Annotated in this window: 11 protein-coding genes; 7 read left to right on the top strand and 4 right to left on the bottom strand. The window is 70.8% G+C overall.

Going from position 1 to position 14426, the window contains the following annotated elements; genetic code table 11:
- The first annotated feature begins 140 nt into the window (after nt 1–140).
- From LQ327_RS20255 to LQ327_RS20245, 3 genes are read left to right on the top strand one after another with little or no spacing between them, the layout of a single operon-like run.
- Nucleotides 141–1121, top strand: coding sequence for a DUF7064 domain-containing protein (locus tag LQ327_RS20255; protein WP_230737046.1), 981 nt, complete (start codon nt 141–143; stop codon nt 1119–1121).
- Nucleotides 1118–2125 carry an HAD family hydrolase gene (locus LQ327_RS20250; RefSeq protein WP_230737045.1) on the top strand — a complete coding sequence of 336 codons (1008 nt, stop codon included), beginning with the start codon at nt 1118–1120 and terminating at the stop codon, nt 2123–2125. Before LQ327_RS20255 ends, LQ327_RS20250 begins: the two co-directional genes overlap by 4 nt.
- Nucleotides 2118–2846, top strand: coding sequence for a tyrosine-protein phosphatase (locus LQ327_RS20245; RefSeq protein ID WP_230737043.1), 729 nt, complete (start codon nt 2118–2120; stop codon nt 2844–2846). Before LQ327_RS20250 ends, LQ327_RS20245 begins: the two co-directional genes overlap by 8 nt.
- A gap of 286 nt (nt 2847–3132) precedes the next feature.
- On the opposite strand, the gene LQ327_RS20240 is transcribed toward LQ327_RS20245, so the two are convergent.
- The 4 genes from LQ327_RS20240 to LQ327_RS20225 form a co-directional block, all read right to left on the bottom strand.
- Complete coding sequence (locus LQ327_RS20240; RefSeq protein ID WP_230737040.1) at nt 3133–5625, bottom strand: pyruvate, phosphate dikinase; 2493 nt, start codon at nt 5623–5625, stop codon at nt 3133–3135.
- Nucleotides 5622–6242 (bottom strand): hypothetical protein, encoded by a 621-nt coding sequence (locus LQ327_RS20235; protein ID WP_230737038.1) that lies wholly within the window; start codon nt 6240–6242, stop codon nt 5622–5624. The genes LQ327_RS20240 and LQ327_RS20235 overlap by 4 nt, the downstream gene beginning before the upstream one ends.
- A 79-nt stretch (nt 6243–6321) precedes the next feature.
- Nucleotides 6322–7755: a hypothetical protein gene (locus LQ327_RS20230; RefSeq protein ID WP_230737037.1), complete on the bottom strand. Its 1434-nt coding sequence runs from the start codon at nt 7753–7755 to the stop codon at nt 6322–6324.
- A gap of 45 nt (nt 7756–7800) precedes the next feature.
- A complete protein-coding gene (locus tag LQ327_RS20225; RefSeq protein ID WP_230737035.1) occupies nt 7801–8217 on the bottom strand; it encodes a PEP-utilizing enzyme in 417 nt (138 codons plus the stop codon).
- Nucleotides 8218–8575: 358 nt separating this feature from the next.
- Here LQ327_RS20225 and LQ327_RS20220 point away from each other — a divergent pair, with 358 nt between their 5' ends.
- The 4 genes from LQ327_RS20220 to LQ327_RS20205 all read left to right on the top strand — a co-directional run bounded on the left by LQ327_RS20220 (nt 8576) and on the right by LQ327_RS20205 (nt 13893).
- On the top strand, nt 8576–9820 hold the full coding sequence (locus LQ327_RS20220) for an LLM class flavin-dependent oxidoreductase (RefSeq protein WP_230737033.1): 1245 nt from the start codon (nt 8576–8578) through the stop codon (nt 9818–9820).
- Between the two features lie 63 nt (nt 9821–9883).
- Nucleotides 9884–11404 carry a recombinase family protein gene (locus LQ327_RS20215; protein ID WP_230737030.1) on the top strand — a complete coding sequence of 507 codons (1521 nt, stop codon included), beginning with the start codon at nt 9884–9886 and terminating at the stop codon, nt 11402–11404.
- Nucleotides 11405–11643: 239 nt separating this feature from the next.
- Nucleotides 11644–11973, top strand: coding sequence for a helix-turn-helix domain-containing protein (locus LQ327_RS20210; RefSeq protein ID WP_230737028.1), 330 nt, complete (start codon nt 11644–11646; stop codon nt 11971–11973).
- A gap of 609 nt (nt 11974–12582) precedes the next feature.
- Nucleotides 12583–13893 carry an AAA family ATPase gene (locus tag LQ327_RS20205; protein WP_230737526.1) on the top strand — a complete coding sequence of 437 codons (1311 nt, stop codon included), beginning with the start codon at nt 12583–12585 and terminating at the stop codon, nt 13891–13893.
- The last annotated feature ends 533 nt before the right edge of the window (nt 13894–14426 follow it).

The following is a 14426-nucleotide window of genomic DNA, read 5'->3' as shown; positions in this document are numbered from 1 at the left end:
GGCGGTGAGGAGCAGCGAGGCGCTATCCCGGACGGACAACGTCGCCCGGTTCCGCTGTCCGCAGGTGCACTGGCTCGGTCCGTCGGGGTCCCGGACCCTCATGGTGATCCGAGCCACACCCGCCGTTGGAGGAGATCACGGTGATCCGCGACGAGGACGCGCAGTTCCACCCGCCGACCACCGACGACCCGCTCTGGGCCGAGACCAACTACTTCGGCCTCTACGCCGGCCAGGACACCGAGCGGCCGGTCAACATCGGGCTCTACGGGCTCTTCCGCAAGCCGATCGGGATGGTCGGCTCGACGGTCTCGATCAACTCCCGGCGGGTGCGGGAGCCGTGGGCGGCGGAGTACTGGGACGCGCAGAACATGCCCGCCCCTGCGAGCCTCGTCGACTACGAGCTGCCCAACGGGCTGAAGGTCGTGTGCTCGAAGCCGAACCAGGTCTGGGACGTCGACTACTCCGACCCGGCGGCCGGCGTCGGGATCCACTTCCGCTACACGGCGATCATGCCCGCCTACGACATCAACGACCCCGACCAGGACCCCCTCGCCGCCGACCGCGACATGGCCAAGACCTGGGGCCACGCCTACGCCGGGCACTTCGACCAGTCCGGGCACTACGAGGGTGAGGTGTCGGTCCGCGGGCGCACCCTCCCGATCGACTGCGTCGCGACGATGGACCACAGCTGGGGTGTGCGCGCCGAGCGGCAGACCTCGCGGCTGTCGTGGATGCACGCGCACTTCAGGGAGGACCTCGTCGTGCACGGCCTGTTCGACTTCGACACGTCGAACGGTCCCGACGGCGAGTCCCCGCTGCGGCTCACGCACGGGTACCTGGTGGAGAACGGCACGGTCCAGGGGCTCTCGGGCGGGCAGGGGGTGACGCAGCGCTCCGGGCTCTACCCGCAGCGGATCTCGATCGAGGTCAGCGCCGGGTCACGGACCGTCGCGGTGAGCGGGGAGGCCCTGACGACGTTCCCGTGGCAGTCGCAGCCCGGCGTCGTCGGGCACAACGTGCTGCTGCGGTGGACGGAGGGCGACGGCGGCCGGGTCGGGTTCGGCGAGTGCATGGACTTCATCGGGCTCGGCGAGCTCGGTGAGGTCTTCTCGCGCGCATGAGCCCCGCCCCGGTTCGCGCGGTCGTGTTCGACCTCGACGGCACGCTGGTGCAGACCCGCGTCGCGTCGTGGGAGGTCTTCGAGCCGATCAGCCGCCGGCACGGGCTCGGGGTCGACACCCCGGGGCAGTACTTCGACCTGTTCCGCGGCAACGTCTTCACCTCGATCCGCGGGCTGTGCTCGGACGAGGCGCAGGCCCGGGCGGCGACCGACGACTTCCTGGCGGCGCTGCGCTCGTCGTACTCCCCGCCCCTGGTCCCGGGGATGCAGGCCGTGGTCCGGCGGCTGGCCTCGGAGTGCACGCTCGCGGTGATGTCGTCGAACGCGATGGAGGTGCTGCGCCGCGTGCTCGTCGACAACGGGCTGGCGTACTGCTTCGCGCACGTCTTCGGCGGCGACGTCGCGCCGGACAAGCGGACGGCGCTGCGGACCTACCTCGCCGAGCCCGGCAGCGGGTACGGCCGGCGGTGCTCCGCCGACTACGACGAGGCCGGCGAGGCGACGCGTCCCGACGCGGGCACCACCGTGCTCGTCACCGACACCGCGGGAGACGTCCGCGACGCGACGGAGGTCGGGGTGCGCGTCGTCGGCGTGGCTTGGGGGATGCACTCGGCCGCGGAACTGACCGAGGCGGGCGCCGAGTTCGTCGCGCTGTGGCCGCAGGAGGTCCTCTCGCACCTGCTGGGCGACGAGGCGGCGCGTGAGCCGACGGGGGCGTGCGCGATCCCCGGGGTGGCGTCCGCGGTCGAGGTCGAAGCGGGCCCGTGCTCGTGCGGGTGCTCCAGCCCCGGTGTCAGCGATGGCACATCGCTGACGTCAGGTGAGCGGACGGCGCCACTCGCTCCGGAGGGTCCGGGCGAACGACGGCGACGACGGCGGCGCGAGGCAGTGGCCGGACTGGCGGGAGCGTCCTCGAACGTCACCGTGCCGCCGTCCTCGAACGGGCACCGCTCCGCCGCGTCCGACGAGCTCCTCGAGGCGATGCGCCGGATCTGCCGTGCCTGACACCGTCGTCGGCGCGCTGAACTTCCGCGACCTCGGTGGCCTGCCCGCCAGCCAGGGCCGCCGGATGTGCCACGGGGTGCTCTTCCGCAGCGACACCCTCCAGGCGCTCACCGACGACGACGTCGCGGTGCTCGTCGACCGGCTCGGGCTCGAGATCGTCATCGACCTGCGGGTCGGGGCGGAGGCGGTCGAGCAGGGTCGCGGTCCGCTGGTCGGGCGCGACGTCACCTACCTCAACGCGCCGCTGCGTGAAGCGGCGCCGAACGACGAGCCCGCCGACCGCCAGGCGCTGCTGTTCTCGCTGATGCACCTCGAGGCGCCGACCTCCGTGCTCGGGTCGGTCGTGCGGGCCGCCGCGGCGTTCGCGGGCCGACCCACGGTGGTGCATTGCGCCGCGGGCAAGGACCGCACCGGGCTCGTCGTCACCCTGCTCCTGGCTCTGGCCGGTGTGGACCGCGAGGCGATCGTGGCCGACTATCTGGCCAGCGGCCCGAACATGGCCGCGGTGATGGCGCGGTTCGGGACCTGGCCGCGCTACGCCGCGCACATGGCCGCGGTGGCGCCCGAGCTCTACCAGGCGCACGAGGGCACGGTCCGCGGCGTGCTCGAGGCCCTGGACGAACGCTACGGCGGGGCGCGCGGTTGGGCGCTCGCCCGCGGACTCGACGCCGGGCTGCTCGACCGCTTCCCCGCGCTGCTCACCGAGCTGGCGCCTCACTGATCGGGACGAACGACTCGTTCGTGGCTTCTATGGCCACGAACGAGTCGTTCGTCCCCGGGGGAGGTCGGGGAGCGGACGGTGAGGACGCCGCGAGTGCCGCGCTGGTCGGGGCGTTCACCGGGCGAGCGAGGCGGTCGCTGGTGCTGCAACCGAGCCACCGTGACTCGGTTGCGCCGCAGCGGTTCGTGCCGCGGAGACCCATGACCGCGCGAGGGGCGCAGGGCGCATGATCACCAGTCTTCGCCGTCGCCTGTTGTGCTCATGATCAGGGCCGCTCCGGCGTACCTCATCCCGCCAGAGCCGCGCGCCCCAGACCGAGGATCAACGGCCGCACCTCGGGAAGATCGACCGCGAACCGCCGGAACCCGAGCTCGTACAACCGCGACGCAACGCGATCCGAGACCGTGCCGGACAGCCGCACCCCCACCGGGACCTCCGGATGCGCCCGGCCGGCCTCGCTGAGCACCGCGAGCAGCGGCTCCACGGTCGGGTCGATCGCGTGCCGGGGGTCGATGCCGAGCAGTCCGCGGGCGACGTAGTCGTCGAGGGGCGCAGCGGTGAGGAACTGCCGGGCCGGGATGCCGAACATCGCCGCCTGCAGCGCCCGGACCTCGAGCCACACCACCTCGCTGAGCTCGACCAGCGCCTCGGCGCCCAGCACCGCCCGCGGGCTGGTCAGGTAGGTGCCCATCCCCGGCCCGTCGCCGTCGAGCGACTGCAGCGCCCGGACCTCCGCCGGGTCCGACACGTGCCGGACCGCGAGCCGCATCCGGCCGCCGTACCCGGCCTCGGACGCAGCGAGTGCGAGCCCTTCGCGCTGGGCTGCGATCAGGGCGGGGACGCCGAGCGGCAGCGCGAGCTCGGGGTGCCGGGTCGTCACGGCGGTCTGTTGCAGCAGCTCGCGGGCCTCGTCGGCGAGCAGGTCGATGGCGCGCACGTCGACGTCGTGATCACCGGCCGCCGCGAGCAGGCCGGACACCTGCCGGGCGATCGCCCGGCGGACCTCGTCGAGCGCGGTCCCGGCCCCGACTCCGTCCCAGCCCTTCTCGAGCAGGGTCTCGACGAGGTGGTTGAGGTCGCCGGACGCGGCGAGGACGTCGTCGACGGCGGTGACGACGCCGGTGGCGCCCGCGGCCCGGGCGGCGACCACGTCCGGCGGGACGGTGACGCGCGCGAGCACCTCGCAGCCCGCGGCGTCGGCAGCAGCGGCCAACAGGGCGTCCATCGCCTCGTTGGCGGCGGCCGGCGTCGTCGTGGGCAGCGTCCCGGCGACCAGCTCGCCCGAGGCGCCGTCGAGCGAGACGGGGTCGCCCTCGGACAGCACCCGCTCGCCCACCCGCACCACCCGCGCCGCCGCGTCGATCTCCAGCGCCCCCGCGCCGACCACGCAGGCCGTCCCGAGGGCGCGCGCGACGACCGCCGCATGACTGGTCGACCCGCCGGTGGAGGTCACGATCCCCTCGGCGGCGATCATCCCGTGCAGGTCCGCGGGGCTGGTCACCGCACGGGCGAGGATCACGGCGGCTCCGGCCTCGGCGCGTTCCTTGGCGCGGTCGGGGTCGAGGACCAGCTCGCCGCACACCTGGCCGGGGCAGGCCCCGATCCCGGTCAGCAGGACGCGGCCCGCGGCACGGGCCGCCGACAGGGCCTCGTCGTCGAACCCGGGACGCTGCGCCGCCCGGAGCTGATCCCCGGTGACGAGCGAGAGGGCGCGGGCGGGGGTCGCGGTGCCGTCGGCGAGCAGGTCGGCGGCGATGCGCACCGCGGCCTCGGGGGTGCGCTTGGCGCTGCGGACCTGCAGGAAGTAGAGGACGCCGTGCTCGACGGTGAACTCGACGTCGAGCACGTCGCCGTGCCGCGCCTCGAGCTCGGCGCACGAGCCCTCCAGCTCGGCGAGCAGCGGCGCCGGCAGGGCGCGGGCCACCGGGTCCGGGGTCCGGATCCCGGCGACGACGTCCTCGCCCTGACTGTGCGCGAGGTACTCCCCGTAGAGGCCCGGCTCGCCGGTGACCGGGTTGCGCGTGAAGACGACGCCGGAGCCGGACGCGTCGTCGAGGTTGCCGAAGACCATGGACTGCACGACGACCGCGGTGCCCATGTCGTGCGGGATGCCGTGGTGCTCCCGGTAGGTGCGCGCCCGGCGGGTGTTCCAGGACCGGAACACGGCCTCGACGGCGTGGCGGAGCTGGTCGTCGGGGTCGGCCGGGACGCTCTCGGAGAGCTCCTCGTCGAGCGCGGCCTCGGCGGCGGCCCACACCCGGTCGTAGACGGCCGCGGGGTCGTCGTCGCGATTGACACCGTTCACGAGCGCATCGACGGTGTCCCGGTCGTCGAGCGCCCCGAGCACGATCTCGGAGTACATCGCGTGGAAGCGCGCGACGAGGTCGGCCATGAAGCGGGTGTCACCCGCCCGGACCGCCAGCGCGATCGCGGCGTCGCGGGAGAGTCCGAGGTTCAGGACGGTGTCCATCATCCCGGGCATCGAGACCGGGGCACCGGAGCGCACCGAGAGCAGCAGCGGTTCCGGGCCGGCCCCGAAGGTCTTGCCGGTCGCCGCCTCGACGTCGGAGAGCCGGCCCCGCACCTCGTCGAGCAGGCCGTCGGGCAGCGCCCGCGCGGAGAGGTAGACGTGGCACGCGGCGGTCGTGATGACGCAGCCAGGAGGGACCCGCAGCCCGTCGCGGGTCATGCGAACCAGGCCCGCGCCCTTGCCGCCGAGGACCTCGACGTCGACGGCCCCGTCGTCGGTGAACGCCCGGGTCCAGCCGGGTGCGCTCACTCGGCCCGCTCCCGGCCCAGGGTGCGCAGCAGATCCTCGTGGAACTCGAACCAGACCGTGTGGATCGAGTCCCCGGTCGGCGAGGAGACGAGGTCGTGGTCACCGCCGTCGATGCCCTCGAGGGCGGCGCCGAAGCGCGTCGCGTAGGTGGCGAACCGCGGGTCGTGCCGGGCCAGCGCGTCGATGAGCCCGTCGAGCCGGCCCACGAGACGCTCCAGCCGGCTGATGATCTTCTCGTCGTACTCGGCGTCGGTGTGGTCGTTCGCGACCTTGCGCCCGCCGACGTCGACCTGCTGCCAGGCGGACATCGTCGTCAGGAGCTGGGCGTTGGTCTTCTCGAACTGCTCGACGAGCCCGAGCAGGTCCGCGTCGGTCCGCACCGGGGCGTAGATCTCGGACGCGGTGGCCGCGAGGGCCGGCTCGGCGGAGTCGGTGGGCAGGGCGGCCCCGCCGGCGACGACGGCGAAGCCGCCCGCCGCGAGGGCGTCCAACCGCGCCGAGACGTCCTCGGCCGACAGGTCGACGACCGCCGCGATCGCCGGGGCACCCGCCATCTTCTTGAGGGCCAGCACGTTCAGCACGTCGTAGTCGGGCTTGGCCAGGGTCGTGACGGTCAAGATGTGCCTCCCTCCGGTCGGCTCGTGAGCAGTGATCCGTGCCAGGACACGGATCACTGCTCACGAGCGCGCAGCGCACCTACAGCCAGCGGTACTTCGAGCGGGTCGCGCTGATCCCGTCCGGGAAGGGCAGGTAGCCCGCACCCGAGAAGATCTTCGACGGCACCGTCTCCTGGGCGAATCCCCGCTTGGTGATGTCGTAGTAGTAGTTCGCGACCCGCTGGTCGATCTCCCACAGGTCGTAGTCCCGGCACGCCTTCTCGTACGTCCCGGCCTTGCGCATGTGCGGAAGGATCATGTCGATGTAGTAGACGTACTGGCCGTTCCAGATGAGGTCGCGGCGGCACATCTTCGACGTCTTCGTGTACAGCTTCAGCGTCGCCTGCTGCACCCGCCCGAGGTGGTCACCCAGGTCCTTGATCGGGATGTTGTAGACCTCGCCCATCGGCGTGTCCCACTTCTCGCGCGCGAACACCGCCCCGCCGACGACGGCCTGCAGGTAGTTCTTCGGCCGGGTGAACGTCGTGGAGATGTCGTTGACCCGAATCTCCTCCAGGCTCATGAGTTCCGGGTCGAGGGTGAGCGCGAGCGTGTAGACGTGCGGCAGCTTGGCGTCCTCGCAGACGTCGCTCCAGTGGAAGACCTCCTCGTTGACGAAGAGGTCCCGCAGGATCAGCAGCTTGCCGTCGGGCAGCTCGTAGGGGCCGGTGTCGCCGAGGCCGAGCCGGCAGTCGTAGTGGTCGAGGAACGCGAGGAGCTCGGCGGCCGCGTTGAACTGCGTGAACGCGCCGTGCTGCGGGCTGTCCGGCTCCAGCGGCTCGACCTGGTTGACGATCGAGTCGAGGAAGTCCTGGTCGTGGATGCGGCAGCGGTAGCGGTCCTGGGAGTTGAGGATGTAGCCGTCCTGGCGCTTGCCCCACAGCACGCGCTGCATGAACTTGAGGATCTCGTTGGACTCCTCGACGTACTCGTCGGGCTTGATCACCTCGAGGGCGAGCAGGCCGCACCGGCCCATGCCGAAGCCGACCGCGCCGATGCACCAGTCGTGCACCGCGTTGACCTTGGTGCCGATCTCGCGGCGGGCCGACGCGCCGATGTCCATGATCCCCTGGGCGCCGCCGACGGCCTCGGTGGTCATCGCCATGAGCTCCGGCCACCGGTAGAACTCGTGCATGAACGCCAGGATCTCGTACTCCTGGCGGGGGATCATGCCCGAGACGCCCTCGGTGGCCCGCATGACGAGCACGTCCCAGATGTTCCAGGCGAGATAGTTGTTGAGGTCGTTCAGCTCGTCGATCGTGAAGTGGTCGCGGAGGACGTCCTCCTTCGTGACCCGCTCCAGCACCCCGCTCTTGGCGCGCGACTTCATCATCTTGTCGCCGAGGATTCCGTCGGTGACGGGGTCCATGCCGATGAAGTTGCCGGTGTAGGTGAGGTCCTGGAACCGCAGGCCGTCGTCGGACTGCTCGTAGCGCTGCCGGAAATTCGCGCGCTTGCCCTCGGTGGTCGTCATGCTGTGCGTTCCTCCTGGCTCGGGGTGGTCGGCTGTCGGGTCTCGTCAGAGCGCGACCACACGGCCGACCTCGTCGTCGGTGCAGTCCAGGCGGACCTTCTTGCCGTCGAGCTCGCGCGCGATCTCCTCGAAGTGCGACTCGTCGGTGGAGCCGACGACGTAGCGGGAGTCGCTGCCGGTCAGGTGCGCGGTCATCACGCACGGCGTCTGGAACTCGCGGGAGAGGATGCCGAGGTGGGATTCCGGCGCCCCGGACATCGTGATCACGCCGATCGCGCCCATCGAGAGCGCCGGCGCGAGGAAGGTCGTCGTCCCGCCGCGGACCAGCAGGATGTGCTCGCCGAGCTTGCCCGACTGGATCAGCCCGATCACGTCGGCCGGCGAGGCCAGGTACTTCACGGTCCCCGACGGGGACTTCTTCGTGTCGAAGACGTTGTAGCCCTCGGCGAGGACGTCGGCCATGGAGTTCCTCCTCGAACGTTCCCGGTGCGCGGAGCACGGGCCCGTCGTCGCGCCGCCCCCGCTGCCTCCGCGTTGCCCACGTCACAGTGCCCTGGATCACTTTCTCCGCCGATGGCGAGCGCGGATAAAAGACTCCGGCGGGCTTGTCCAGACCAGATAGGCCCCGGCAGCGCGACGTGACCCGGCTCCCGCCCGGTTGTCGATCGCGCCGGGGCGACGGAGGATCGGCACGATGACCCCCGTCGACGTCGGCCGCCTGCTCACGCGCCGCCGCCACGTCGACCTGCTGCGCGTCACCTCGATCGGCTGTCGGCCCTGACCCGTCCCTGCCCGACGCCGTCCGAAGGACCCCGCCACCATGGCCACGCCCACGATCACGCCTGCCCACGACGCGACCGGAACTCCGGGAGGCGGTGGCACCCCGCCGCTCACCGCACACTGGTTCCTGCCCACCTACGGCGACTCCCGCGGACTCGTCGGCGGCGGGCACGGCATGGACGCCCGGGCCGCCGGGACCCCGCGCGAGGCCTCGATCGGCTACCTCGCCCAGATCGCCCGGGCCGCCGAGACGGTCGGGTTCGAGGGCGCCCTCACGCCGACCGGCGCCTGGTGCGAGGACGCCTGGTTGACGACGGCGATGCTGGCCGCCGAGAGCGAACGGCTGAAGTTCCTCGTCGCGTTCCGCCCCGGCGGGGTCTCCCCCACCCTGGCCGCGCAGATGGGCGCCACGTTCCAGCGGCACTCCGGCGGACGGCTGCTCGTCAACGTCGTCACCGGCGGCGAGCCCACCGAGCAGCGCGCCTACGGCGACTTCCTCGACAAGGACCAGCGCTACACCCGCACCGGGGAGTTCCTCGACGTCGTCCGTCGGCTGTGGGCGGGCGAGCAGGTCACGCTCGACGGCGAGCAGGTCCACGTCGAGGGCGCACAGCTGCAGCGGGTGCCGGACCCGGTGCCGCCGATCTACTTCGGCGGGTCCTCCCCGGCCGCGGGCGACGTGGCGTCCAAGCACGTCGACGTCTACCTCACCTGGGGCGAGCCGCCGGCGCAGGTCGCGGAGAAGATCGAGTGGATCCAGAAGCTGGCCACGGCCCGGGGCCGCGAGGTCCGCTTCGGCATCCGGCTGCACGTGATCACCCGCGACACCGCCGACGCCGCCTGGGCCCAGGCCGAGGAGCTGCTGCGCGGCGTCCCGAGCGAGATGATCGAGCAGGTGCAGGCCGGGCTGTCGAAGAGCGAGTCGGTCGGGCAGCAGCGGATGCGCTCGCTGCACTCCGGCGGCACGAAGACCGCCGCCGATCTCGAGGTCTCCCCCAACCTCTGGGCGGGCGTCGGGCTGGTGCGCGGCGGGGCGGGCACGGCGCTCGTCGGGAGCCACGCCGAGGTCGCCGACCGCATCGCGGAGTACCACGCCCTCGGCATCTCCGAGTTCGTGCTGTCCGGCCACCCGCACCTCGAGGAGGCCTACTGGGTCGGCGAGGGCCCGCTGGCCGAGCTCGGGCGGCGCGGACTGTGGACCCCGGCCGCGGGATCCGAGGCGGCCCGGGCGGCGAGCGCCCCCGCATCGTCGGTGCCGTTCGCGGTCACCGGTTCCGCCCGATAGGTGCGCTCCGCGCTCGTGAGCACTTTCGGTGGCTATGGCATCTGCTCTCTCTAGACTCACGGGGTGACGATCACCCGCGAGGCCACCACCCACCCCACCACCGCCCTGTCCACGGCCGTCCCGGCCCCGCGAGGACGGGGCAGCGCCACCCCGCCACGGCACCCGGTCGTCATCTACGGCCGGGTGTCGTCGGAGCGCAGCGGCGAGCAGTCCAAGAGCGTTGACGACCAGCTCCGTGATCTGCGCGCGTGGGCAGACCGAGAGGGGTGGCCCGTCGTCGCCGAATGCCGCGACGACGGGATCAGCGCGTCCAAGTACGCGAAGGGCAAGGAACGCCCGGGGTGGAAGGAAGCCACTGCGCATATCGAGCGCGGCGGGGTCCGTGCCCTGCTCGTTTGGGACTACTCGCGCGCCGGTCGCGACGATAAGGTCACCGCCGCTCTGAAGGCAGCCTGTACCGCGCAGGGAGTGAAGATCGGTTATGGCGGTCAATTGCGGGACCCCGCCACTGCGGACGGCTCGTTCTATATCGGCCTCGACGGCCTGCTCGCCGCGAAACTCTCCGCCGACATTTCCGAGAAGGTGCAGCGTTCGGTGAGTTCCCGCGCGAATCAGGGCGCCCCTCACGGCGCAGTGCCCTACGGGTATCGGATTGTGCGCGATGACCGGGGCCGCACGGTGGACCGGGTGGAAGACCCGGAAACGGCGCCGATCGTCCGCGAGATCGTCGCCCGACTGCTCGCCGGTGACGCCGCGAAGGCAATCGCCGATGACTTGAACCGACGCGGGGTGCCGACCGCTAAAGGCGCGCAATGGAACGGCGTCGGGGTGTCGCGTGCCGCGAGGAATCCCGCCATCGCCGGGCTGCGCCTGTTTCGCGGCGAGGCCACCGATGTCCGGGCAACCTGGGACCCGATCATTTCCGCCGAGGACCACGACCGGATCGTCGCGCTATACGGCGACCCCGAGCGCGATAAGCACCGCAACGGCACCCGGACAGCTCACCTGGGATCGGGCATTTACCGGTGCGGCCGTGACGGTTGCGACGGCCGGATGAAATCGACTCCGCGCCCCGACCGTTCGCCGCGCTATTCGTGCCGGGCGTGCCATAAGGCGAGCATCGGTCAGGAGCAGGCGGACACCATTGTCGAAAGCCTGCTTATCGCGCGGCTGTCGTCGCCGGACGCAGTCATTCGTCTTTCGCGCAACGACCGCACCGACGCTCAAACGGATGCGGCTGCGAAGGTGGCCGATCTCGACGCGGAGCTAGCGCAATGGCGGGCCGGTGCCAGTGCGGGCGCAGTCACGTTCGCTGACTTCGCGGCATTCCGCGAAGGCTGGGAGAAGCGAATGGCCGACGCGCAGGCAGCGGCCCGCCCCCGACACCTTCCGACGCTTCTCACCGAAAACGCGGGACCCGGATTCGAGGTGTGGTGGGCGGGCGCCGACACGACGGAACGGCGCACCGTATTGGACGCGGCGGCGAGAGTGACGATCCTGCCAGTGGGCCCTGGACAGGGACGGCCCGGCGGGGCGGACCCGGCGGACCGAGTGCGTGTGGAGTGGCGGACCGCCGAGGACTGAGCTACCGCTCGCCGGATACCGCTCTCCGCTCGCCGACGAGACATCACGGCCGGGGTGGCACTTCACGTGTCACCCCGGCCGTTTCCTTGTTGCACCAGAATCGCGCCCTAGGACCCTCTCAAGTACACAGCCACTGCCGATTTCGAGCCTGCGTGACTCGACGGGCATTCTTGTAATCTCCTATCGGTCACCGGGAAGCCAATTCCCGCGATATCGATTTGCCGATGGAGATAACACCAATGGAGAAACGCTTTTCGGGGGAATGGGTCCGCGGGCTGCGCGACGGACAAAACTTCACCCGCGCCGAATTGGCCGCGCGAATCGGCTGCACCACCCACGCCGTCAAGTCATGGGAGAACGGCATCTCGATTCCGTCCGACCGATTCATCTACTACCTGGCCGCCGCTCTCGCCGTGCACCCGAGCGAATTCGATCGGGAATTCGTCGACCGATTCCGCGAGTACGGCGCCGGAGTGATGCGCCATTCGCGTCCGATGTCTGACGACGAGTTGGACGACGCGGCCCGCGAAATCATCGGTTCATACGACGCGACGAGCCACGTCCGGTGAGTCGCGGCGACCACGATCCCGTCGGCGACGAAAACCAGCCCACGCCCGTCGACCCTGAATTGGACCGTCTCCGACGAGGGGTCGAGATGGTGCGGGCGAATCCCCGATTTCGTGAGCTGCTCGATAACGCCCCGCCTTTGACCGAGCAGCAAGTCCGCGTCATTCGCGGCGTCATGGACCGGGTCCGGACGCGACTGGAGAACCCCGAATGAACCCGAGAAATGCAGAGGGGCGGCCCGCCGCTACTCGGGTCGCCCCTCCGACCGAATGCCGCCACCACGCCGCTCCGATCGACCGCGAGATTACCGGGAACCCGAATCCGCTTCGGACGCGTCGGACCGCGTCGTGGCGATGCTCTCCGCTCGCCGACGGGCGCCGTGAGCCTCTCGACCCGCCCCGACAGTCGTGGCGACTCACCGAAGGGCCCCGGTTCACATACCGCGACGCCGCGTCGGTGCTGCGCGACCACAGCGGCGCCCCCGTCCCGTTCACCCCCGGCCCCTGGGAGATCCCCTCCGGGCCGCGCACACCCTCGCCGGTGTCCTCACCCCAGAATGGCGCCACGGGCCGCGAGACCGCCCGCCAGAGGGCACTACGGCGGTGGCGCGCATGACGGCCCGGCGGCCCGACACGCAGCGCGGCCGGGAAGTCAGCGAGCGGCTGACCCGCCAGTACGCGCAGCGGCGCGCGGAGCAGGCCGAGACGGTCCCCGACGAACCGGCCGAGGCAGCCTCCCGACAGGCGACCAGTGGACGATCCGGCCGCCCGAAGGGAGCGAAGGGAGCAGGCCCGCAAAACGCGCTCCCTTCGCTCCCTTCGGCGCTCCCTTCGGAGCGGGAAGAAGTCACCGCGAGAGGCCCGCTGCCGCTGATCGTCCGACTCGACAGCGTCATCGCCGAACCGGTCACGTGGCTCTGGAACGGCCGCATTCCCGCCGGGAAACTCGTCACTCTCGACGGAGACCCCGGACTCGGGAAATCCACCATCGCGCTCACGATTGCCGCGCACCTATCTAGGGGACGGCCTTGGCCCGACGGCGCACAGTGCCCGGAAGGCGACACGCTGATTCTCAGCGCAGAGGACGGATTGGCCGACACGATGCGGCCCCGGCTGGACGCAGCGGGCGCCGACCCGTCCCGCATTCACGCACTCACCGCCGTAAAAACGAGCGCCGACCACGGAACCGTCACCCGACCCGTCACTCTCGCCGATACTGGAATCATTCGAAGCGCTATCGAGGACACTGGCGCGCGACTTCTCGTCGTCGACGTACTCATGGCCTATCTACCGGCTGGGCGGGACGCAAATAGCGACCAGGACGTCCGCTCCGTTCTCCATGGAGTCGCAGAAATCGCCGACGATACCGGCGCCACGGTTCTTCTCCTCCGTCACCTGAACAAAGGCGGTTCGGGGTCCTCGCCGATGTATCGGGGCGGCGGCTCTATCGGAATCGTCGGCGCCGCACGCGCCGGATACGTCGTCGGCGCCGATCCCGACGACGACACCGGCCGCGTCCTCGCGTGCGTAAAACTCAATATTGGAGGATCGGAACCGGACAGCCTGAAATACCGACTCGACGGAGACACCGGCACCGACGCCGCCCGCGTTGTGTGGGGCGAGGCGTCACCGCATCGCGCCGCTGATCTCCTGAACCGTTCCGATGACGAATACGACGAACGCCGGGAAGTGGAGATGTGGCTGTCTGGGGTGATCGCCGACCGGGCCGGGACAGTGGCAGCAAAGGACGCTTTTGGCGCCGCTGGACAACTCGGATACAGCCGCGATCAGGTCAAACGCGCGAAGAAGCGGCTCGGACTCGTCGCCGAAAAAGTCGGCATGTCCGGTGGCTGGCACTGGACCGACCCCGCACTTTCGACCCCCGAAGGGAGCGCGAAGGGAGCGAAGGGAGCGGATTCATGAGGCCCGCCCCCTTCGCTCCCTTCGGGCGGTGCGCACAGGGAAACCGATCGGGCCCGGCGCACCTGATTGCCAACCCGGGAACCGGAGCCGGGCACACCCTGCGTAATCGAGCGGGATGCCGTGACCGAATATATCAGCGGCCGGGCGATACCCAATCGGAAGTGTCGTTCCGTTAGGGACGGCTCGCCCGGAAGTGTCGTTCCGGTTGGGCATGCTTACGGGTGTGAGCTATTCACTACCGCGTCGGCGGCCGGGCCAATTGACCGAGCTGGAATGCGGTTCGGGTCGGGTGCGCCGGTACCTGGTCGAGAAATGGGCTCGGGAGCAGCTCCGAGGTAATTGGGTCCGCAACGCAGAAAGTTGGATTCATGGCGAGCAGTCCAGAGTTTCCGAATCCCATCGACGCGATTCAATGGGCGAGAGCGAACCGGGTCCCCCGTGACATTGTTCCCGGCCCTGAGAGCGACGCAGACAGCCCAGCGCTCGAGATGGCGCCGGTAGTGCTCGACGGCGCATTCAGCACGACAGAGACG

The sequence above is a fragment of the Actinomycetospora endophytica genome (genome assembly GCF_021026375.1).
Taxonomy (GTDB): domain Bacteria; phylum Actinomycetota; class Actinomycetes; order Mycobacteriales; family Pseudonocardiaceae; genus Actinomycetospora; species Actinomycetospora endophytica.
Note: the sequence above shows the minus strand (reverse complement) of the source record. Positions and strands in the feature narration are given on the sequence as shown.

Bases quoted from the DNA above. Each gene is read 5' to 3' on its own strand.
- LQ327_RS20225 (WP_230737035.1), bottom strand. From the start codon at position 8,217: ATGGCCGACGTCCTCGCCGAGGGCTACAACGTCTTCGACACGAAGAAG.
- LQ327_RS20205 (WP_230737526.1), top strand. From the start codon at position 12,583: ATGACGGCCCGGCGGCCCGACACGCAGCGCGGCCGGGAAGTCAGCGAG.
- LQ327_RS20250 (WP_230737045.1), top strand. From the start codon at position 1,118: ATGAGCCCCGCCCCGGTTCGCGCGGTCGTGTTCGACCTCGACGGCACG.
- LQ327_RS20210 (WP_230737028.1), top strand. From the start codon at position 11,644: ATGGAGAAACGCTTTTCGGGGGAATGGGTCCGCGGGCTGCGCGACGGA.
- LQ327_RS20220 (WP_230737033.1), top strand. From the start codon at position 8,576: ATGGCCACGCCCACGATCACGCCTGCCCACGACGCGACCGGAACTCCG.
- LQ327_RS20230 (WP_230737037.1), bottom strand. From the start codon at position 7,755: ATGACGACCACCGAGGGCAAGCGCGCGAATTTCCGGCAGCGCTACGAG.